Below are 21,641 nucleotides of genomic sequence, written 5' to 3' on the forward strand. Positions count from 1 at the left end.
AAATATAAATATCATGGATAAAGTAGTATTGGCATATAGTGGAGGTCTAGACACCTCTTATTGTGTAAAATATTTAATCAACGAATTAAAGTTGGAAGTACATTCGGTTTTGGTAAACACTGGAGGTTTTACCAAAGAGGAATTGGCAACTGTTGAGAAAAAAGCTTATGAAATGGGCGTAACTTCTCATAAAAACAAAGATATTTTAGAGAAATATTACGATAAAGCTATCAAATACATGGTGTATGGAAACGTGTTAAAAAACAATACCTATCCATTATCAGTATCTGCAGAACGTGTATTTCAATCTATAGAAGTAGTAAAGTATGCAAAGTCTGTAGGAGCTAAATACATTGCACATGGTTCCACAGGAGCAGGTAATGATCAAGTTCGTTTTGATATGATTTTCCAAACCATTGCACCAGAAATAGAAATTATTACTCCTATTCGTGATTTAAAATTATCTCGTCAAACAGAGATAGATTATTTAAAATCTCATGGAGTAGATATGAACTGGGAAAAATCTAAATATTCTGTAAACAAAGGTATTTGGGGAACATCAGTGGGTGGAGTAGAGACTTTAAAATCTCAAAAAGCATTGCCGAGTGAAGCGTATCCAAGTCAGTTAAAAAGAGAAGATGAAGAAGAGGTTACGTTGACTTTTGAAAAAGGACAATTGGTTGCTTTTAACGGAGTAAAAGACACACCGGTAAACAATATTTTAAAGTTAGAAGAAATTGCTTCTGCTTTTGCTATTGGTCGCGATATTCACGTAGGAGATACGATTGTTGGAATTAAAGGGCGTGTAGGTTTTGAAGCTGCTGCTGCAACGGTGATTATTAAAGCTCACCATTTATTAGAAAAGCACACTTTGTCTAAAGCACAACAAATTACCAAAGAAGGATTGGCAACTACGTATGGAACATTTTTCCATGATGGTCAGTACTTAGAGCCTTTGATGCGTAACATAGAAAAGTTTTTAGAAGATTCTCAGTCTACAGTGTCTGGTGATGTCTATGTAACATTAAGACCTTACCACTTTATTACTACAGGAATAGATTCTAAATACGATTTAATGGCTTCTGGATTTGCAGATTATGGTGAAGAAAATAACGCATGGTCTAGTCAAGATGCCAAAGGATTTATAAAAATATATGGAATGCAAAACAAAATCTTTTACCACGTAAATAAAGATTTGTTAGATGCGTAATTAGTTGTTGGCTTTTGGCTGTTAGCCTTTAGCTTACAATAAGTAAATTAGAAACAGGCTAAAAGCCAAGTGCTAATAGCGAATAGCTAAAAAAAATGATAAAAGCAGGAATAGTAGGAGGAGCAGGATACACAGCAGGAGAGTTGATTAGAATTTTACTGAATCACCCTCAAGTAGCGTTAGATTTTGTGTACAGTACTTCTAATGCTGGAAACAAATTATATGCAGTACATGCTGATTTGTTAGGTGATACCGAGCAGGATTTTACAGATACTATTAATAAAGATGTTGATGTATTGTTTTTGTGTTTAGGGCATGGAAACTCAACTTCGTTTTTACAGAACAATACGTTTTCAGACAGTACTAAAATCATCGATTTAAGTAACGATTTTCGTTTGAATGCAGATATGGTATTTGAAGGGAAAGAGTTTGTGTACGGAATGCCAGAAGTACGTAGAGAAGAAATCAAAAAGGCAAATTATATTGCCAATCCTGGATGTTTTGCTACTTGTATTCAGTTTGCTTTATTGCCTTTAGCGAAAGCTAAAAAATTAGGAAACGATATTCATATCAACGCTACTACAGGAGCTACAGGAGCGGGAGTTTCACCAACCTCAACTTCTCACTTTCCTTGGAGAGATAATAACTTTTCGGTTTACAAACCTTTTACCCATCAACATTTAGGGGAGATAGGTGAAACCTTAGAAGGATTGCAGGGAGAAAAAGTTGGAGAGTTGTTTTTTATACCAAACAGAGGAAACTTTAGTCGTGGAATTTTTGCATCCGTTTATACTAAGTACGAGGGGACTATAGAAGAAGCTAAAGAGATTTTTACACGGTTTTATGCAGAGGCACCGTTCGTTCACATTACGGATGCACCTGTAAATATGAAACAAGTGGTGAACACAAATAAATGTGCCATTTCTTTAATTAAACACGGAGACAATTTGTTGATATATTCAGCAATTGACAACTTGCTAAAAGGAGCTTCAGGACAAGCGGTTCAGAATATGAACTTGATGTTTGGTTTTGAAGAAACTGAAGGATTGCATTTAAAAGGAACAGGATTTTAGCCACATTGTGGCATTTTTAAAGTCATCGAGGAGCCTGTACTGAGCTTTGTCGAAGTAGAGTCGAGATGAAAGTAAACCGCCAATAGCTAAGAGCTAAAGGCTAAAAGCTATCAAAAAAAATGAAATTATTTGACGTATACCCATTATACAACGTAACTCCTGTAAAAGCAGAAGGAGCTTATGTTTGGGACGATAAAGGAGATAAATATTTAGACTTGTATGGAGGTCACGGTGTGATTTCTATTGGTCATACGCATCCAACTTACAAAGCAGCAATAGAAAATCAATTGAGTAAAATTGGTTTTTATTCCAATGCGATTCAAAATCCGTTACAGCAAGAATTGGCTGATAAGTTAGGGGAATTGTCTGGATGTGGAGAGGACTATGCTTTGTTTTTGTGTTCATCAGGAGCAGAAGCAAACGAAAACGCTATTAAAGTAGCCTCTTTTTACAATCAAAAATCAAGAGTAATTGCTTTTAAAAATGGATTCCACGGACGTACTTCTGGAGCCGTTTCTATAACAGACAATTCAAAGATCATAGCACCGATAAATTCGCACAATCCAGTAACTATTTTACCGTTGAATGATATTGAATTGGTAAAAGCTGAGATTGCAAAAGGAGATGTGTCTTCGGTAATTGTAGAGCCTATTCAAGGAGTTGGAGGATTGGATCAGCCAACCACAGCATTTTTACAAGAAGTAAGAAAAATTACTCAGGAAAATAACGTGTGTCTAATATTAGATGAGGTACAATCAGGATACGGACGTTCTGGTAAATTCTTTGCCCATCAACATCACGGTGTTAAAGCAGATATCATTCCTATGGCAAAAGGGATGGGGAATGGTTTTCCTATTGGAGGAGTGTTGATAGCTAATCATATTGAATCTTGGTATGGAATGCTAGGAACTACTTTTGGAGGTTCTCACTTGGCATGTGCTGCAGGTATTGCTGTGTTAGATGTAATGAAGGAAGAAAATGTGATGCAAAATGTTGCTGAAATCAATACTTATTTTAAAAAGCAAGTAAAAGATTTATCAGGAGTAAAGCAGGTAAAAGGAGCAGGATTAATGCTTGGGTTGGAATTTGATTTTGAAGTAGGAGAATTACGTAAGAAATTAATTTACGATAAAAGGATATTTACAGGAGGAGCAATGAATAAGAACTTGTTGCGTATTTTACCACCTTTAAATATTACCAAGTCAGATATTGATGTTTTTATCAAAGCCCTGAAAGAATTATTATAAGATATATATTATTAGTAATTTTACAGAGTTCTTGAGCAATCAAGGACTCTTTTTTTGTAAAAAGAAGAAATAAATTAGAACAAGATTCAAAGAATTCCATTTATATGAAACACTACTTATCCATTCACGATTTACCAAGCATTAAAGACACGGTAAAAGAGGCGATTGAGTTAAAGAAAAACCCACTAAAAGACCAAGCTTTAGGAAAAAACAAAACCATTGGTCTGTTGTTTTTTAACAACAGTTTAAGGACACGTTTAAGTACTCAAAAAGCAGCCTTAAACTTAGGAATGGAGCCTATTGTTATGAATTTTGGTGCTGAAGGTTGGCAGTTGGAGTTTGAAGATGGACGAATTATGGATCAAGGAAAATCTGAGCATGTAAAAGAAGCTGCTGAGGTGATTTCTCAATACTGTGATATTATTGCCATTCGTGCTTTTGCAGGGTTGGAAGATAAAGAAAAAGACGAGGCAGAAGAAGTATTGTCTGCTTTTGTAAAATACGCTACGGTTCCCATTTTAAACATGGAGTCATCTGTTGGTCATCCATTACAGGCTTTGGCAGACGCCATTACTATTGAGGAACACAAACCTGCCAAAAAGAAATTAAAGCTAGTATTATCGTGGGCACCACATCCTCGTGCTTTGCCACATGCAGTAGGAAATTCTTTTGCAGAAATGGCTTTGGCTCACGAAGATGATTTTGAAGTAGTGATTACACACCCCAAAGGATATGAATTAAATCCAGAAAGAACCAAAGGAGCTACTATTGAATACGATCAAAAGAAAGCATTTGAAGGGGCCGATTTTATTTATACTAAAAACTGGTCATCATACAATGATTACGGAAAAGTAGCAAATACAGATGCTTCTTGGACCATTACAGCCGATAAAATGGAGGTAACAGACAATGCTAAGTTTATGCACTGTTTGCCTGTCCGTAGAAATGTAATTGTTGCCGATGAAGTGATAGATTCTGAAAACTCTATTGTCATCAAACAAGCCAATAACAGAACTTATTCTGCGCAAGTTGTATTAAAAAAGATTTTAGAGAATTTAAAATAAGGTCATCGATTGGTGGTTACAGAACGTAGTCGAAGTATATTTGTTATATACCTCGACTATGTTTGTGTACCAATTTAATAAATGGAAAATTTGTTAATTTCCTTTAAAATTTTTTTTGCTAAATAGTGGGTGTTAAAATTACTTATAAAATTATTTTTTTTATCAGAAGATTCAACTTCTACAGCAAAGCATGAAAGGTTGTATATTAACTTTGAATTGGCTAAATCATAAATACGAATATTAAACTGAATCTCATTGGAACGAGTTTCATGAATTCCTATTTTTTGCTTCGTAATATTTTGGTTGAAAATGTTTTTAACGGAAGGTACAATGATATAATCATGTTTTGTTAGTTCTCTAATTATTTTAAGATCTTTTTTAGATAGCTTTTCTTTGATAGGAAAGGGAAAAACATATTGACCTTTGTTGTTCTTTAATGTCTCAATTTGCATTAATCGACCCTTTAAAAAAGAATTTAAAGGGTGATTTTTAAATAAGTTATCAGAATCAGTATTAATGATTTTTTGATTTGAAATCAACCATTTTCCTTGTCTAAAATCAATAGTTTTATTGTTACTATTATAATCAAAAGAAGTGTATATGTTTTTTTGAAAAAAACAGGAAATTAAACAATTAATGATTATTGTGTAGATGAATATTTTTTTTATTACCATCCTAAACCAAATCTTAAGTGAATATTGATTGAAGATTCGAAATTGTTAGTCTTAAAATTACGTTGAATACCAAGTCCAAAACCTGTTTCATAGTTTAGGGAATTGTTAATATTTCTTCTAATTCCCCAAGTGATATTACTTTTTAGAATATTGTTTAGGTTGTATTCTTCTCTTTGATTGTTTTTAATAATATTATCTAAATAATATTTAGTCTGAAGACTTATAAAATTAGCACTATTGTTTTTAATGTCTTTTCCTTTGATTTGTCTTTTCTTAATATTATAGTACCATTTAGGCTCAATAGTTATAGATGGATTTGCTATAAAAAAGTTTTTACCAAAACCAATATCTGTTCCTATTTCTGTTCTTAATACTGTATTGTGTATAAGTTGAGTTTCATTGTATGCCCATATTCCGTATACACCTATTTGACCTCCATAAATATTTTTTTCAACTTTGCTTTCTTGTGAGTAAGAAAGCAAAGTGAAAAAACATAAAATAAATGTAATTTTATTATAGTTTTTCATGATAATTTAAAATTAATTTGAACCAATAATTCTTTTACCGTACCACCTACCATTATATAAAGCTGCACCATAAATATCAAAACTTTTTATTTCTTGAATTGTTTTGTAATTTGAAAAAGAAAAATTACTAAAACTAAAATTACCTCCTAGGGTGTGAGAATATCCAATCATAAATCCTAAGTCTATATATTTTTTAATACTATTGTCGCCAGATTTAATATGTTTTATATTACCAATAGTATATAGTTGATTCCAACTATCTTGATTACGTATTTTAAAAGCTGGTTCAGATGTGTTTTTTAAGACATTAGATAGTTGCTTTATCCCATTTTTTAATTGCTGTTGAGCTAAATTATTAATGGATTTATATAAATCTATTTTTGTATAATCTAAATGAATTTCATTAAAAAGAGGGACTTTAAGATTGATGTTAATGATGTTGTTCGGGATATCTACATTTGCTGTATTTAAAGGAAAACTATATATTCTTTCTTTGGAGACTTCTTTACCATAAGAGTCATAATATCTATTATAATACTCAAATTGATATGTATCGTTACTCCAATCGTTGTTGAAGTTATATATGGATGGTTTTTTTCTAATAAGACTCATGTTGTTGATACCTAACTGGACTTTTGAAGGGTATGATTTTTCCCAAAAAGTCCATCTCCAAACTTTTCTTTTTTTCTGAAATCTAACCTCCATTCCAGTAGAGTTAAATAAAAGATAGTTGTTGTCCCAATATTTTATTTTAACTCTTCTATTGTTTGGTGTGTAAACATATGTTGTGTGATTAATTCCTATTTTTTTCTCCCATAAACTATTTCTTCTTTCCTCGTCATAATCTAAATTGGATGAGTTTTCAAATGTCATTTCACTATCATTACTAGTTCTCATAGATGTTAATGGATGCTTAGTCTCATTCTTAATCTCGCCTATTTGGCTGTAATCGGAAATTATATTATTTTGAAGATTAAGTTTAATAAAAGTTACATTATTTTTAGCCTCTTTAATTAAAGATTTTCTAGAATTATTATGGTCTACTATTGGTTGTATATATACACCTTCAGATGTGTAACGGTATAGTTTATTGTCAATTATTAATTCTCTATTTTTATTTAGTAAAACTTGAAAATTTGGATCAAGTATGATTGTTTCTTCAAAGACTATTTCATCTTCGTTGTTTAAATAGAATTTTTCAAGATATTTTAATCTTTCATCATCGTTTTCAAAATACGGCTTAAGTGGTATAAAGCCAGATTGTATATTAGGTTTTACATATTGATTATAATATTTCTCTGGAGTTAATAGTTTTATAGATTCTATTTCTTTAAGGAATTCATTTTTATTATTAAAAGAAATTTTGTTGTCTACAAATTGTAAGTTTTTTATACTTGATACTTTTGTAGGTTTACCTTCTATCAATTCATTGTTTTTAGAACAGGAGGTACTAAATAAAAAATGACTGAGTATTAGTAAATGTATAAGATACCACGTTCTTTGTTTCTTTGTTTCTTTGTTTCTTTGTTTCTTTGTTTCTTTGTTTTCATAACAATTTTAAATTTTAGTTAAAATTTTTTTCTACGAATATATAAATCAATTAATAATTTTACCATCAATATGAAAAAAAAACTAACCATCGTAAAAGTAGGAGGAAACGTGATAAACAATACAGATGCGTTGGAGAGTTTCTTATCTGATTTTGCAGCTTTAGAAGGAAATAAAATTTTAGTTCACGGAGGTGGAAAACGTGCTACACAATTGGCAGGTGATTTAGGAATAGAAGCCAAAATGATCAACGGACGTAGAGTAACCGATGAAGCAACTATTGAAATTGTAACCATGGTGTATGCTGGTTTGTTAAACAAAAACATTGTAGCTACTTTACAAAGTGAAAATTGTAATGCTTTGGGATTGTCTGGTGCTGATGGAAATTCTATTCAGGCTCACAAACGCAAGGTAGTAGATGTCGATTATGGTTTTGCTGGAGATGTAGATGGAATTAATGCCACCAATATTGCTACGTTTATCAAAGGGGAAATGACTCCTGTTTTTTGTGCTATTACCCACGATGGAAAAGGGCAGTTGTTAAATACCAATGCAGATACTATTGCGAGTACCATAGCTGTAGGAATGTCTACATTATACGATGTTTCTTTGGTTTATACATTTGAGAAAAACGGAGTGTTGACATCTGTAGATGATGATAATTCAGTGATTACAGATATCGATTCAGAAAAATACAGTCAGTTAAAAGGAGATGGAATTATTGCCGATGGAATGTTACCAAAAATGGAAAACTGTTTTGATGCTTTGCAGAAAGGAGTCTCTGAGGTGATTATTGGAAATCCAACTGTGATAAAAAATAAAGAACAATTGTTTACAACGTTGACTTTGTAAAATTAGATAAGTTCTCGACTTCGCTCGAACACCATGTTATTAAGGTTATCGAACGTAGTCTAGGTTAAAAGAGGATAAAATAATAAGACAAGTTTTGGACTCTGTTCAAGTTTCATAATTGGTATAGGTCATCGAGCGGAGTCGAGATGTAAACATATTAAAATAGAATGAAAAATTCTCGATACAAATTCATTCCATTTTATTTGATGAAATCACTTGAATAGACAAATAATATCAAATGTCACTTCGAGTGATTTTGAAGAACTAAAAATTGTATCGAGAAGCATATTATGATAGAAAAATTACAAAAAGAAGCTTTAGAATTACTTCAATCTTTAATTCAAACCCAATCTTTTTCTAAAGAAGAAGGTGACACAGCCACTTTATTAACGAATTGGTTGCGTGAAAGAGATGTAGATATTAAACGTGATTTGAACAATGTTTGGGCAACTAACAAATATTTTGATGAAAGTAAACCAACGATTTTATTAAACTCTCATCACGATACCGTAAAACCCAACCAAGCTTATACTCGTGACCCTTTTGAAGCAAAAATAGAAGGAGATAAGTTGTATGGATTAGGTTCTAACGATGCTGGAGGTTGTTTGGTAGGATTGATATCTGCTTTTGTGTATTTCTATCCTCAAAAAGATTTAAAATATAATTTTGTGTTGGCAGCTACTGCCGAAGAAGAAATTTCTGGTGAAAACGGAATTGCTTACATGCAAAACATCATGCCTAAGATTGATGTGGCGATTGTGGGAGAACCTACCTTGTTAGATTTGGCCATAGCAGAAAAAGGCCTGGTAGTGTTTGATGGAAAAGTAACGGGAACTCCAGGACATGCAGCTCATATTCCGAATCATCAAAACCCAATTTTTAAAGCTATCAAAGATTTAGAGTGGATCAATTCTTATAAATTTCCTAAAGTATCTCCGTTTTTAGGAGAGGTAAAAATGACGGTTTCTCAAATCAATGCAGGAAATCAACACAATGTAGTGCCATCAGAATTAACTTTTGTGGTAGATTGTAGAGTGACAGATCAATATACCAATGCTGAGGTTGCAGAAATTATAGCTGAACATACCGAATGTAAGGTGATTCCTCGTTCTTTACGTTTAAATTCTTCTTCTTTAGATCCAAATCATGAATTGGTGAAATCTGGAATTTCTTTAGGTAAAAACACCTATGGATCCCCAACGTTATCAGATCAATGTAGGTTGACTTGCCAATCGGTAAAAATAGGACCAGGAGATTCTTTACGTTCACATTCAGCAGATGAGTTTATATATGTACAAGAGGTTTTTGATGGAGTGGCTTTCTACATAGATTTATTAAAGAAAATAGTTTAAATTTAAAACCGAGCATATTACGGTTTTTTATGAAAGAAGCATTAAGACAATTTATAGATAGTTTTCAATTTCTTACTCCTGAAGAAGTTGATATCATTGTAGACAATACAGTGTTGAAATTTACAAAGAAAGGAGAGTACCTATTAAAAGAAGGAGAGGTTTCTAAAGAGTGCTTTGCGGTTATAAAAGGCTGTATTCGTGAATTTGTTATCAAAGATGGTGTAGAAAAAACAGTGTCTTTTTTTACTGAAGGAGATCCTATAACGGCATTTACAAGCGAAATCACGGGGTGTCAATCCAAATCATACATTCAGTGTTTAGAAGATTGTGTTGTTACTGTCGGAAATGATTCTTTAATAGATGAAATGATTCAACGTATTCCTAGGTTAGAAAAACTCATTAGAGTGGAGGTTGAGAAAGAAGCAGGGAAAATGCAAGATAGAATGTCAGACTTTATGATTTCTACTCCCGAAGAGCGTTTTGTCACCTTAATCAACAATCAGCCTAACTTAATTCATAGAGTGCCCCAAGTGCTGATTGCTAGCTATATTGGAGTAACTCCAGAATCTTATAGTAGAATTAAAAAACGTGTTTTTGAGAAAATAAAACAGCATAATTAATTACAGTCACTTCCTATTGTTTGATGATCAGACAAAGTTAGATAAGGGATATTTTGACTTACTCCTTTTTGAATACAAGTTAATGTTGGATTTCTATCCACTTTTAAATCTACTAATTTTTGATTGTAACTTACGTTTAAACTATTTAGCTGGTTACTGCTACTGTAAAAATGGGTAAGTTCAGTATTGTGTTCCAAATTAATTTCCAATAACTGATTGTCGGAAATTAACAAGGTTTCTAAATCTGTGTTGTTTGTTACATTTAGGGTTGGAGTTAGTTTGTTACTAGCTGCTAAAATATTTTTTAGTCTTGTGGCAGATGTTACTGTGAGTTCTTTTAATAAATTGTGGCTTACATGTAGGGTTTCTATAGTAACATTAGCAATATTTAAATATTCTAAGTTGTTGTAAGAAGCGTTTAGTTTTTTAAGACTCGTTACATAAAAAACACCTTTGATTGTTTCTAATTCATTGGCTTGAACGTCAATCGATTTTAAATTAGGATTTTTAAAAAAGCTAATTTCTTTAAGGCGATTATCCATTAAATATAAGGTGTCTAAAAGTGTGTTTTGACTTAAATCTATACTGGTTATTTGATGACTAATAGCAATTAGTTTTGTTAAGTTTTTAAATCCTTCAACACCAGTTAGATCTTCTATACTTCCAAAATTATGTTCCTTGTTTAAATCCAATACACGAACTTTTTTAGCATCACTTTTTAGAATTTTTCCATTGATAGTTCTGTCAGAATCAATATTTTGGTTAATTAATATTTGTTCGAATTCAGGATCAGGAATAGATACTAATTGTTCTTCAGAACAAGATTCTGTAGTAATATGTTCATTCTTAATACAAGAATTTAAGATTAATATTAGAAGTAGAAATAGGTTGATTTTTAAGATATTCATTTTGATTTATAATTTTCTTTTCCAATACCAGCAATAGCCGATAATAAATAGTGTTGTGGATATTTCTATGGTTGCAAAAAACAAGTAATAGTTGGTAGTTGTTCCTATAAATAGAGTAGCTATCATAGCTAAGGATTTTATACTTGCTGCAATAATGTTTGTCCAACAATTATAGATAGGAGTTAATAATCTTGAAGCTAAAACCATGGCTATAGGCATCTCCATTAAAACAGCAGCAGCTAATAAAAAATTGTTAGACATTTTTAATCCTTCCACTTCACCAGTTAAATATTGATTTAATAGGTTCGCATCCATCAATCCAATAAGATCACAATATAAATAGTTTAAGGTAACAAAAACCCAAAGAGTACTCAGAATTTTCTTTTGTTGATTGAAATAAAGAGTGTTCATACTTTTGATGTTTTTTTCACTAACAAAAGAACAGCAAAACTAATTTCAGAAATAGCAGCAATAGTCAAAAGAATGTTAGAACTAGTAATGATTATACTGTTCTCAATTTCTGTGAAATAGATAGCGCAATCCAACAGGTAGCCAATTCCTCCAATAAAAAGTAATATAGATAATATTTTTGAAAATTGAGGATGCTTACAAGTTAAAATGGATAAAGCAATCATATGTATCCCAAAGAAGACTTCCCAAATGTAAACAGTATAGAAGTGGGCTTGCATGCAAAAATTAAAGATTTCAAGAGAAGCATATGTGGTGTGTATATTATACAGTGGAATAATATAATAAAGCATGTTAATAGCCATTATAAAAGTCATGGCTAGTCTTGAATATTTTGCAATTTCATTCCATACAGTATCGGTTTGTTTAAAAAAATGATATAGTAAAATAGTGATGAACAATTCAAAAACAATCACCATTCCATCTCCCAAAATACTAAGTTTAAATAATAGAATATTTTCCTGAATGTTTGTAAACGTTTGTGGTAGGTTATGGATGTCAATAAGTTCCATAGGAGCATAACCCATGCTAAAGCCGCCAACAACAGCAATGGTAAGGTATAGCAAGCCTATTAATTTTTGATTTTTCATAATACGTTGATTTGAATTATATTGCAAAATTGAAGTGTTTTGAAAAAACTTGCATTGACGTTTGGTAAGAAGTGCTTGCTAGGTGTAAAAAATAACTTTCATCAACAAAAGGTATATTATTTGTTCTGTACTTTTACATTGCAAATAAACAGAGATGAAACAAAAGTACTTAGTACCAATTTTGCTAGTTTTTACGATTGTTACTAGCCATGCTCAGCAAGTTTTAAAAGGAACGGTAGTTGAATATAATACAAATGAGACAATCCCATTTGTTACCATTATTCTTAAAAAAAAGTCAGTTGGGAACTATCGCCAATCAACAAGGAGAATTTACGTTGAAATATAACAAGAGCCAGTTGAAAGATTCTATTAGTTTTCAGGCTGTGGGCTACAAAACTCAAATTTTTGCTTTAAAAGCCATTCAGCAGAAATTTTTAAAGGTTGTGCTAAAAGAGGATATCACAGAAATCAATCCGGTGATTTTGGTTAATAAAAAATTATCAGCAGAAAAAATAGTAGAGAAAATCCTAGAAAAAGAAAAAGACAATTACGTATATCCTAAAGATAAAGTAAATAAGATTTTCTTTAGAAGATTTGACACCAATGATATTGAGCAGTTAGAATCTAAATATAAGAAAGTAGACATTCCTTGGCTGTCAGAAGCAAAGTTAAAAGAAGTAGAGAAGAAAGTGCCAAGGCATAATGAATCTCAAATTGGCTTTTTAGGAAACTTGTATATTTCACAAAAAGAAAAAGAGACCAAAGTAAAGCTGAAATCGTTGAAAACAACTTTGTATGAAACCAAACAAATAGATGAAATGGATTTTTTTAAGTCTTTTGATACCATGTTTTCTGATACTCATAAAAAAGAATATTGGCGTGTAAAAAGTGGAATTTTTAAACAGAAGCTAGATGTAGAAGAGTCAAAAGAACATCAAGAGACAAAAAATAGTTCAAAGAGAATTAAAAGAAGTTTTCTTGGAGGTGTTCGTTATTTCAGTTTTAAAGATAAAAAGGCTTGGGAGTTTTTGCACAAAACGAATAGATACCATTATGAAATTGTAGGAACTACGAGCTTGAATAATGAAGAGGTGTATATCATTCAATTTGAACCTAAAAGGAGAGGAGTTTTTAGAGGAAAAATATATGTATCTGTTCTTTCTTATGCATTGGTAAAAGCTAACTATGAGCAAATAGAGAATAAAGGTGCAGAAAAAATTAGCTTGTTTGGTTTTTATACTGAGCGAAAGAATTACAAAGGAGCTGTTTTTTTTATGAAAGTAGGGCAGTATTACAATTTAAAATTCTTTTCTAATTATATACACTATGATTATGGAATTGATAGGGAATTTGCCTTACAAAAAAAGAAAGATCGCTTTTTGTTTGACAAAACCTTAGAAGAAATTGAACTGGATTTCAGGCTAAAAACATCAGAAAAAATAATGTTTGATTATTTGGTGTTGGATAGTAGTGAAATTAGCAATAAAGCGTTTGAAGAATTTGAGGAAGAGAAAGTTGTTGATATTATTGAGACAAAGCAATCTGCTTCCGTTTTTAGAGATTTATTACATCCATCTGCCTTGCAAGAAATAGAAATGTACAAGCATTGGGAGATGGAGTAAAAGTGAAAAAACAGTATCTTTGCCCACATATTAAAAGAATCAATATGAAACTTTGGGATAAAGGATATGCTACCGATAAAAAAATTGACATTTTTACAGTAGGAAACGATAGAGAATTGGATTTACAATTAGCAAAGTACGACGTACTTGGAAACATTGCACAATCTAGAATGTTGAATTCTATTGGAACTATTTCTGATGAAGAACTAGAAAGTCTGGTAGCCGAATTGAACAACATTTTAAAAACGGTTGAAGATGGAACTTTTACCATAGAAGATTCTTTTGAAGATGTCCATTCTAAGGTTGAGTGGTTGTTGACAGAAAAGTTAGGAGATGCAGGTAAAAAAATTCACACAGCACGTTCTCGTAACGATCAGGTTTTATTAGATGTGCACTTGTATTCTAAAGATGCTATTCTTGAATTAAAAGATTGGGCTAAAAAATTATTCGATTTGTTAATTGAATTGGCGGAAAAATATAAAAATCACTTATTACCAGGTTATACACATTTACAAGTAGCCATGCCTTCTTCTTTTGGAATGTGGTTTTCTGCTTATGCGGAGAGTTTAATAGATGATGTATATTTTTTAGATGCTGCTTACAAAGTGGCAGATCAAAACCCACTAGGTTCTGCAGCAGGTTATGGATCTTCTTTTCCTATTGATAGAGAAATGACCACAAAAGAATTAGGATTCTCTGCTTTAAAGGTAAACTCAGTAGCCGCTCAAATGGGACGTGGTAAATTAGAAAAATCTATTTCTTTTGCCATTGCAAGTTTATCTGCAACCTTGGCTAAAATGAGCATGGACATTTGTTTGTACATGTCTCAAAATTTTGGTTTTGTAACTTTTCCAGATGAGTTAACTACGGGTTCTAGTATTATGCCCCATAAAAAGAATCCAGATGTGTTTGAGTTGATTCGTGGAAAGTGTAACAAATTACAGGCCTTGCCTTATGAGTTGACGTTAATCACAAACAATTTACCAAGTGGATATCACAGAGATTTACAATTGGTAAAAGAAGGATTGATTCCATCAGTATCTACCTTAAAATCTTGTTTAGACATGATGGTGTTCTCTTTAGAAAATATCATCATTACAGAAAATATTGTTCAAGATGATAAGTACAAGTACATTTTTAGTGTGGAAGAAGTTAATGCATTGGTACAAGCAGGAACTCCTTTTAGAGATGCCTATAAAATTGTAGGAGCTAAAATTCAGAATGGAGAATTTAAACCAAATTTAGATGTAAACCATACACACATTGGTTCTGTTGGAAACTTAGCTTTAGACAGAATTGTAGCTAAAATGGAAGCTTGTTTTTAAACAAATATTTAACGTAGATAAAAAACTCAGCATGTATATACATGCTGAGTTTTTTGTTTATAGACTATGATAAATTGACCTAAAGATAACTTTTATTTTGTGTTTTTTTAAAAAGGAATCTCAAACTTGCTTGATACTAAATTTTTTAGAATCAAACCAAAATCACAGATCATGCGATTATTGAAATTTAAGGCATTTGTTATCTTTTTGTGTTTTTTTACACAACTTCAGTCTCAAACAAGAGATATTAAAATGCACTCACACAACGATTATTCAAAACCAATTCCATTTTGGACAGCTTACAATGCAGGAGCTGCTTCTATTGAAATAGACGTAATAGCTCACGAAAATCAAATTTTTGTAGCTCATGATTTTAAAGATATCAAAAAAGAGATGAATATAGAAAACTTGTATGTTTTGCCTTTTTTAGATGCGATAGCATTGTATCCAAGAAAAGAAAAGGTGGCTTTTTTGATTGATTTTAAGACAGATTTTGACACGACATTTAAGGTGTTGGACTCAATATTAAAAAAATATCCAGATTTCAAAAACAAAGCTACATTGGTAATTAGTGGGAAAAGACCAAAAACATCGAATTTTGATACATATCCAGATTATATTTTATTTGACTATCAAGAGTTTTCTGAAAAAATAACCCTAGAGGAATTAAAAAAAGTAGGGATGTTTAGCTACAATTTCAAGAAAATTAGTAGCTGGAAAGGTAAAGGAGAGCTGGACAAAACATCGGAAACTAATTTAAAAGAATACATCAAATTGGCTCATGACAATTCGCAACCAATCCGTTTTTGGGCAACTCCAGATACCGAGAAAGCATGGGAAGTATTGTCTAAATTAGGTGTTGATTATATCAATACAGATCATACCAGAGCTTTGGCTGCTTATTTAAAAAAGTAGGTGTTTTGCACACAATTCTAACTTGTAAATAACAATTGTTTAACTTTTTACTCCTTCTCTAAGGTTTGTCTACAATATTATTTTAATTGAGAAAAGAAGATACATTCAATAAAAAATCTGAAGAAGAGCTTCTTTGTTTGATTAAGCAGGGTAATCAATTGGCTTTTAACCATATTTACAACAAATATTGGAAAAGGTTGTTTGCGTACGCTTATAACATTCTGAATGAAAAAGATATTGTTGAGGATGCATTACATGAGGTGTTCATTAAAATATGGACGAACAGAGTGTCTATTGAAATATCCAATTTAGAAAGTTATTTATTTGTAGCGGTAAGAAACAAGTCCATTTCGTTATTGGGAAAAGTACAGTTTACAGAATTTGATGAAAGTATAATGGATGACTTGTCTTTTTCACCCTCTGAAGAAGAGGACGATTTACGATATCAAAAATTATCAGCCAGTATAGAGGAGGTTTCAAAAGAACTGCCAGAAAGATGTCGAGAAATTTTTATGATGAGTCGCTATCAAGGATATTCTAACGAAGAAATTGCTAGCTATTATGAAATTTCTCATCGAACGGTAGAAAATCAATTGTCTATAGCCTTAAAGCACATCAGAAAATCTATAAGCAAACCTATTTAGTTTTTCGCACCTATTTTTTAAGTAGCCCAAATCATTTAGATTTTATTCTAAAATTCTCAGAAAAATAAGCTCACAGACCTAAAACAGCTCCAAAGTTTTTTTATTGTAAACTTAATATTATTGATAGGTTAAATGGTTTGTTTTTGCATTTTTTCTGTGTGAGTATCTGTGAAAGCATGTGTCCTTATTATGTAACGAGGATATTATGACCAAAAAAGAGTTTTTAGAGTTAATAAAGAAAGATGAGCTAGGGGAATGCTCTGCTGCTGAAAAAAGAACATTACAAGGGTATTGTGATAAGGTTCAGGCAAAAAATAAAATGTCTTCATGGAGTCTTTCCGATGAAGAAGAGCAAAGAATAAAATTATTACAAAGAATAAACATAAGCATTCGTAAAGAAGAGTTGCCTAAAAAGAAAGAACGCACTATTTTTAAATGGAGCGTTGCTGCAAGTATTGCGGTACTGTTATTTTCTTCGGCTATTTATTTTTATCAAACCAATTTACATAAGATTCCCAAAAATGCAATTTCACTAGAGTTGCACGATGGAACCATTATTTCTATAGATGAGCATGAAAGCCAAAATATTTTTAATGAAGATCGTCTAATCGGACATCAAAGCGGGAAAAAATTAGTCTACGGAACCACCTCTTTTATGGCAAGTGAAGTTCGATACAACACGCTTAGAGTTCCTTACGGAAAAACGTTTGAATTGACCTTAAGTGATGGAACCAATGTACATTTGAACTCAGGATCTTCTATGAAATATGCAACTTCATTTTCTAATAGTAAAGAAAGAAATGTGTTTTTAACAGGAGAAGCTTTTTTAAAAGTTACCAAAAATGCAAGCAAACCTTTTATTGTAAATGGTGATGCATTTAGTGTTCGTGTATTTGGAACAGAATTCAATGTAAACTCCTACCCAGGTGAAAATATTGCTGAGGTTGTTTTGGTAGAGGGTTCTGTAGGTGTATATACGGATGCTATCAAAACAAATCCTGCTAAAAGTATTCGTTTAGAACCTGGATATAAAGCAAGTTTTGATAAAAACAATAGAAGTTTGATAAAGAAAAAAGTATCTACAAAATCTTATGTTTCTTGGGTTGATGATATGTTGATTATCAGAAATATGACTTTTGAAGATATTTTGAAAAAACTAGAGAGAATGTACAATGTTAAAATTGTAAACGAAAATTTAAAACTATCTAAAGAAGTATTCAATGCAAATTTTGGAAAAAAACCAATCGCAATAGAACAAGTAATGCAAGAATTGAACATGGCCTATGGTATAAACTATGTAATTGAAAAAAATCTTATAACTATTAAATAATGAAAAAAACAACGCTTATGTAACAGGGAGTAATTCGTAAAAGGTACTAAAAAAGTACTTCATATATCTTGCTACGGGTATAATAGAATAACAAAAATCGGAAAATGTTGGCCCATTTTCCGATTGAATAAAGTAGTGAATAAAAAACAAAATTTATTACACACATTAACAGACTTTAAAGGTATGAAAAAAACCATTAAATTTTTAAGCAGGTTTAAAACAATTTCAAATTTTGCTCTTAGAATTAAATTTAGCATGCTATTTATCTTAGTAACGATATTTAGTATTCAAGCTAAAGACAGTATTCAACCACCTTCTAAAATTACGCTTCAATTACAAAACGCAAAAGTTAGTAGTGTTTTAGATGAGATAGAAAACAATAGCAACTATCGTTTTATTTACAAAGTAAAAGATGTTGATTTGAATAGAATAGTATCTATCAACGTTGAAGAAAAATCTATCAAAGATATTTTATCTCTAGTGTTTAATAACTCAAACACAGCATATAATATTGTTAACGAACGTATTTATTTGACATTTACTTCCAAAAATGAGCAAAACAAAGTTCAGCAAGCTAAAATCACAGCAAAAGGTGTAATTACGGACAAAAATGGAGATCCGTTACCAGGAGCTAGTGTTGTTGAAAAAGGAACAAACAAAGGTGTTGTTTCAGATTTTGATGGAAATTACACCTTTGATAGCTTTTCAGAAACATTAACTCTTGAGGTTTCTTACATTGGTTTTAAAACAGCTGTAAGAACCATTACGGCCTCAACAAATACGTTGAATTTTGTGTTGGAAGAATCTAGTAGCAAATTAGACGAAGTTGTAATGATTGGTTATGGAACCAATTCAAAAGAGCGACTTACAGGAGCAGTTGCCAGTATTACAGACAAACAAATTCAGAAATATGCCAATGCAAATTTTGACCAAGCAATTGTGGGAAAATTAGCGGGTGTTAATATTTTAACCAATGCTAGAAACCCAGGAGATGGTAACAGCATTACCATTCGTGGAGCGGGTTCTATCACTAGAGATGCGCAACCACTTGTCGTTGTGGATGGTTTTCCTCTGGCAGAAGGAAGTTCTTTAAACATTATAAATTCTAACGATATAGAAACTATTGATGTTATTAAAGATGCTGCTTCAGCTGCAATTTATGGTTCTCGTGCAGCAAATGGATTGATCATGATTACTACTAAAAAAGGGAAAAGAAAGAAGCCTGTTGTAGAGATTCGTTCAGTGATTGGAATGCAAGAAAGAACGGGCTCTTATGATTTGTTAAACGCATACGATGCAGCAGTGTTTTTTAAAGATGGACGTAACAATGCATATTTGAAAAACCATGCCAACGCAAATATTGATGATACAGAAGCAGAGCGTTTGGCAAATGGAGCCAATGTTCGTGAATTGATTTTAGATTACACAACACCTTACTTAAACAACGAAGCAGGATTGACAGATTTCGATTGGGAAGATGCTGTTTACAGAGTAGGAAAAATTGAAAATCATTATGTAAACGTTTCTGGAGCTACGGATAAAACGGATTATTCAGCTTCTTTAGGGTTTACAAACGAAGAAGGGATTGTGATTTCTGCAGATCAAAAAAGATACACGGCAAATTTAAAATTAAATACAGAAATTAACGATCAGTTTACTTACGGAATGAACATCAACGGATATTATGCAGATAGAGGCTTGACCAATGGGAGTGATAATTATAGATTTCCGATTGATCCAGCGGGTCGAGCAATGGTGTATATGTATCCTTTTTTTTCTGCTTATGATGATAGTGATCCTACAGGTTACAACATAGAAGCTCAGATAAATGCAAACAAGCCTTATAATGCCAACATGCAAGAGAATCCTGTGGCAATGGCAGCTTTGTCTAAATACCACAGAAGAGAATTTAAATCTTTTGGAAACACGTATTTGTCCTATCAACCTATAAAAAATTTGGTATTCAAAACATCTTTAGGGTATTTGTTGGAATCTAAGTTTACAGATCAGTTTGCTCCAATGTTAACAGGATCTTACAGACGTTTGATTAGCGAAAGAGACACTAGACAGGCTTCAGAAAGTAGAAGTGATCAGGTAGATGTACTTGTAGAGAATACATTAAATTATAAATTTGATATTGGAAATCATTCCTTCACAACTTTATTAGGACAGAGTTTTCAGAAAAGTTCTTATACTAGTTTGTCGGTTGTAGGAGATAATTTTCCTAATGATATTATCGAAAATGTAAATGGATCTACCACACAAACAGCAAGTGCATCAAGAAGTAAGTGGACACAGCTTTCCTATTTTGGTAGATTGATATACGATTACAAAGACACCTATTTCTTAACAGCTTCTATTCGTACAGATGGTTCTTCTAGATTTGGACAAGACAATAGATATGGTACTTTTGGTTCTTTTTCTGCAGGTTGGATTTTTAGTAATGAATCTTTTTTTCCAGAAAATGACTTTGTAACCTATGCTAAATTGCGTTACAGTTGGGGAGAAACAGGAAACAATCAAATTGGTAATTATTCACAATTTGCATCTATTGGTAGAGGGAAAGACTATCCTTACGATAACACACTTTCTGCTGGAGCAGCACCAACCAGTGCTCCTTCTTATTCCCTTACTTGGGAAACCAATACCTCAAACAACTTTGGTTTAGACTTGGCTTTTTTCAAAAAAATAAATTTAGGAATAGATTATTACATTGCTAATATTTCTGATTTGTTGTTAGATAGACCATTGCCTACACATACCGGATACAACAATTCTTTACAGAATATTGGGGAGATGGAAAACAAAGGATGGGAGTTTGAATTGAGTACTTCTCAATTAAAAGTAGGAAACTTAAACATAGGGTTCAATGCAAATTTAACCACTAATGAAAATAAAATTATATCGCTTGGTGGTGTTGAGGAAATGTATGAAGGAAGCAATCAACGTTTTATTACAAGAGTGGGAGAATCGTTAGGAAATCTTTATGGATATAAAATAATTGGACTTTTAAAAACAGAAGCAGAGGTTGCTGATTATAAAAACAAGAAAAATACAACATTTACTGCTGAAGTAGGTGATTATATTTTTCAAGATTCCAATGGAGATGATATAATTGATGCTGAAGATAGAGTTTTGTTAGGAGATTACAACGCGGAAGTAACTTATGGTTTTGGAATCAATATGGATTATAAAGGTTTTGATCTGAGCATGGACTTTAACGGAACTTTAGGAAGAGTGGCTTTTGATGAAAATACATCTAGATATTTAGAATATGGAGAGGCTTTTACAAACACAAACTATCATTATTTTAACAACTATTGGGATCCTATTAGCAATCCAGAAGGGTTTTTAGCTCCACCAGATGCTTATGGTAACACCTCTACTCGTCAAGCAAGTAGAAATCCTACAAATTACAACGTATTAGATGCGGATTATCTAAGACTGAGGAACATTCAAGTAGGATACAACTTGCCGTCAACTGCACTAAATTTTATGAAACTTGCTAGCATGCGTGTGTATGTATCAGCAAACAATTTGTATACCTGGACAGATTATAGAGGGATGAATCCTGATGGAGGAGACACAGGGAATCCTTTGAATAGAGGTCATGTTCAAGGAACTACTTCGGTGCCTAGAGTTGTTTCTGCGGGTGTTAATTTATCATTCTAA

At 32.0% G+C, this 21,641-nt stretch carries 19 protein-coding genes; 13 read left to right on the forward strand and 6 right to left on the reverse strand.

The features are described from left to right. Nucleotides 1-13: 13 nt before the first annotated feature. The 4 genes from Q4548_RS03015 to Q4548_RS03030 all read left to right on the forward strand — a co-directional run bounded on the left by Q4548_RS03015 (nt 14) and on the right by Q4548_RS03030 (nt 4,594). A complete protein-coding gene (locus Q4548_RS03015) occupies nt 14-1,210 on the forward strand; it encodes an argininosuccinate synthase (RefSeq protein WP_303451331.1) in 1,197 nt (398 codons plus the stop codon). A gap of 95 nt (nt 1,211-1,305) precedes the next feature. Further along, entirely contained in the window at nt 1,306-2,283 is a 978-nt protein-coding gene (gene argC / locus Q4548_RS03020; protein WP_303451335.1) for an N-acetyl-gamma-glutamyl-phosphate reductase, read from the forward strand. A 119-nt stretch (nt 2,284-2,402) separates the two neighbouring features. Next, on the forward strand, nt 2,403-3,530 hold the full coding sequence (locus tag Q4548_RS03025; protein WP_303451337.1) for an aspartate aminotransferase family protein: 1,128 nt from the start codon (nt 2,403-2,405) through the stop codon (nt 3,528-3,530). Nucleotides 3,531-3,634: 104 nt separating this feature from the next. Further along, nucleotides 3,635-4,594 (forward strand): N-acetylornithine carbamoyltransferase, encoded by a 960-nt coding sequence (locus Q4548_RS03030; RefSeq protein ID WP_303451340.1) that lies wholly within the window; start codon nt 3,635-3,637, stop codon nt 4,592-4,594. Nucleotides 4,595-4,668: 74 nt separating this feature from the next. Here Q4548_RS03030 and Q4548_RS03035 read toward each other — a convergent pair whose 3' ends face one another. From Q4548_RS03035 to Q4548_RS03045, 3 genes are read right to left on the reverse strand one after another with little or no spacing between them, the layout of a single operon-like run. Beyond that, nucleotides 4,669-5,268: a hypothetical protein gene (locus tag Q4548_RS03035; protein ID WP_303451343.1), complete on the reverse strand. Its 600-nt coding sequence runs from the start codon at nt 5,266-5,268 to the stop codon at nt 4,669-4,671. Beyond that, nucleotides 5,262-5,795: a hypothetical protein gene (locus Q4548_RS03040; protein ID WP_167896631.1), complete on the reverse strand. Its 534-nt coding sequence runs from the start codon at nt 5,793-5,795 to the stop codon at nt 5,262-5,264. Before Q4548_RS03040 ends, Q4548_RS03035 begins: the two co-directional genes overlap by 7 nt. Nucleotides 5,796-5,807: 12 nt before the next feature. Further along, nucleotides 5,808-7,220: a hypothetical protein gene (locus Q4548_RS03045; protein WP_303451350.1), complete on the reverse strand. Its 1,413-nt coding sequence runs from the start codon at nt 7,218-7,220 to the stop codon at nt 5,808-5,810. 195 nt (nt 7,221-7,415) lie between these two features. Here Q4548_RS03045 and argB point away from each other — a divergent pair, with 195 nt between their 5' ends. From argB to Q4548_RS03060, 3 genes are all read left to right on the forward strand, one after another. After that, entirely contained in the window at nt 7,416-8,195 is a 780-nt protein-coding gene (argB, locus tag Q4548_RS03050; RefSeq protein WP_303451353.1) for an acetylglutamate kinase, read from the forward strand. 290 nt (nt 8,196-8,485) lie between these two features. Then, entirely contained in the window at nt 8,486-9,547 is a 1,062-nt protein-coding gene (locus Q4548_RS03055) for a M20 family metallo-hydrolase (protein ID WP_303451355.1), read from the forward strand. Between the two features lie 29 nt (nt 9,548-9,576). After that, nucleotides 9,577-10,167 carry a Crp/Fnr family transcriptional regulator gene (locus Q4548_RS03060; protein WP_303451358.1) on the forward strand — a complete coding sequence of 197 codons (591 nt, stop codon included), beginning with the start codon at nt 9,577-9,579 and terminating at the stop codon, nt 10,165-10,167. Here Q4548_RS03060 and Q4548_RS03065 read toward each other — a convergent pair. From Q4548_RS03065 to Q4548_RS03075, 3 genes are read right to left on the reverse strand one after another with little or no spacing between them, the layout of a single operon-like run. After that, a complete protein-coding gene (locus tag Q4548_RS03065; RefSeq protein WP_303451360.1) occupies nt 10,164-11,075 on the reverse strand; it encodes a hypothetical protein in 912 nt (303 codons plus the stop codon). The genes Q4548_RS03060 and Q4548_RS03065 overlap by 4 nt on opposite strands. Nucleotides 11,076-11,081: 6 nt before the next feature. After that, the gene (locus tag Q4548_RS03070) at nt 11,082-11,486 is read right to left on the reverse strand and encodes a DUF6326 family protein (protein WP_303451362.1); all 405 of its coding nucleotides are present in this window, start codon (nt 11,484-11,486) and stop codon (nt 11,082-11,084) included. Continuing rightward, entirely contained in the window at nt 11,483-12,133 is a 651-nt protein-coding gene (locus tag Q4548_RS03075) for a DUF4386 domain-containing protein (RefSeq protein WP_303451365.1), read from the reverse strand. Before Q4548_RS03075 ends, Q4548_RS03070 begins: the two co-directional genes overlap by 4 nt. 254 nt (nt 12,134-12,387) lie before the next feature. Between Q4548_RS03075 and Q4548_RS03080 the strand changes: the two genes are divergently transcribed. From Q4548_RS03080 to Q4548_RS03105, 6 genes are all read left to right on the forward strand, one after another. Next, the gene (locus Q4548_RS03080; protein ID WP_303451369.1) at nt 12,388-13,755 is read left to right on the forward strand and encodes a hypothetical protein; all 1,368 of its coding nucleotides are present in this window, start codon (nt 12,388-12,390) and stop codon (nt 13,753-13,755) included. Nucleotides 13,756-13,799: 44 nt separating this feature from the next. Next, nucleotides 13,800-15,080, forward strand: coding sequence for an argininosuccinate lyase (argH, locus tag Q4548_RS03085; RefSeq protein WP_303451371.1), 1,281 nt, complete (start codon nt 13,800-13,802; stop codon nt 15,078-15,080). 252 nt (nt 15,081-15,332) lie between these two features. Next, nucleotides 15,333-15,995, forward strand: coding sequence for a hypothetical protein (locus Q4548_RS03090; RefSeq protein ID WP_303451374.1), 663 nt, complete (start codon nt 15,333-15,335; stop codon nt 15,993-15,995). Between the two features lie 86 nt (nt 15,996-16,081). Beyond that, a complete protein-coding gene (locus tag Q4548_RS03095) occupies nt 16,082-16,639 on the forward strand; it encodes an RNA polymerase sigma factor (protein WP_303451377.1) in 558 nt (185 codons plus the stop codon). Between the two features lie 205 nt (nt 16,640-16,844). After that, complete coding sequence (locus tag Q4548_RS03100; protein ID WP_303451380.1) at nt 16,845-17,969, forward strand: FecR family protein; 1,125 nt, start codon at nt 16,845-16,847, stop codon at nt 17,967-17,969. Between the two features lie 183 nt (nt 17,970-18,152). Further along, the gene (locus Q4548_RS03105; protein WP_303451383.1) at nt 18,153-21,641 is read left to right on the forward strand and encodes a TonB-dependent receptor; all 3,489 of its coding nucleotides are present in this window, start codon (nt 18,153-18,155) and stop codon (nt 21,639-21,641) included.

It is taken from the genome of Wenyingzhuangia sp. 2_MG-2023 (assembly GCF_030548295.1).
Classification (GTDB): Bacteria; Bacteroidota; Bacteroidia; order Flavobacteriales; family Flavobacteriaceae; genus Wenyingzhuangia.

Bases quoted from the DNA above. Each gene is read 5' to 3' on its own strand.
- Q4548_RS03015 (WP_303451331.1), top strand. From the start codon at position 14: ATGGATAAAGTAGTATTGGCATATAGTGGAGGTCTAGACACCTCTTAT.
- argC (WP_303451335.1), top strand. From the start codon at position 1,306: ATGATAAAAGCAGGAATAGTAGGAGGAGCAGGATACACAGCAGGAGAG.
- Q4548_RS03025 (WP_303451337.1), top strand. From the start codon at position 2,403: ATGAAATTATTTGACGTATACCCATTATACAACGTAACTCCTGTAAAA.
- Q4548_RS03030 (WP_303451340.1), top strand. From the start codon at position 3,635: ATGAAACACTACTTATCCATTCACGATTTACCAAGCATTAAAGACACG.
- Q4548_RS03035 (WP_303451343.1), bottom strand. From the start codon at position 5,268: ATGGTAATAAAAAAAATATTCATCTACACAATAATCATTAATTGTTTA.
- Q4548_RS03040 (WP_167896631.1), bottom strand. From the start codon at position 5,795: ATGAAAAACTATAATAAAATTACATTTATTTTATGTTTTTTCACTTTG.
- argB (WP_303451353.1), top strand. From the start codon at position 7,416: ATGAAAAAAAAACTAACCATCGTAAAAGTAGGAGGAAACGTGATAAAC.
- Q4548_RS03055 (WP_303451355.1), top strand. From the start codon at position 8,486: ATGATAGAAAAATTACAAAAAGAAGCTTTAGAATTACTTCAATCTTTA.
- Q4548_RS03060 (WP_303451358.1), top strand. From the start codon at position 9,577: ATGAAAGAAGCATTAAGACAATTTATAGATAGTTTTCAATTTCTTACT.
- Q4548_RS03065 (WP_303451360.1), bottom strand. From the start codon at position 11,075: ATGAATATCTTAAAAATCAACCTATTTCTACTTCTAATATTAATCTTA.
- Q4548_RS03070 (WP_303451362.1), bottom strand. From the start codon at position 11,486: ATGAACACTCTTTATTTCAATCAACAAAAGAAAATTCTGAGTACTCTT.
- Q4548_RS03075 (WP_303451365.1), bottom strand. From the start codon at position 12,133: ATGAAAAATCAAAAATTAATAGGCTTGCTATACCTTACCATTGCTGTT.
- Q4548_RS03080 (WP_303451369.1), top strand. From the start codon at position 12,388: ATGAGACAATCCCATTTGTTACCATTATTCTTAAAAAAAAGTCAGTTG.
- argH (WP_303451371.1), top strand. From the start codon at position 13,800: ATGAAACTTTGGGATAAAGGATATGCTACCGATAAAAAAATTGACATT.
- Q4548_RS03090 (WP_303451374.1), top strand. From the start codon at position 15,333: ATGCACTCACACAACGATTATTCAAAACCAATTCCATTTTGGACAGCT.
- Q4548_RS03100 (WP_303451380.1), top strand. From the start codon at position 16,845: ATGACCAAAAAAGAGTTTTTAGAGTTAATAAAGAAAGATGAGCTAGGG.
- Q4548_RS03105 (WP_303451383.1), top strand. From the start codon at position 18,153: ATGAAAAAAACCATTAAATTTTTAAGCAGGTTTAAAACAATTTCAAAT.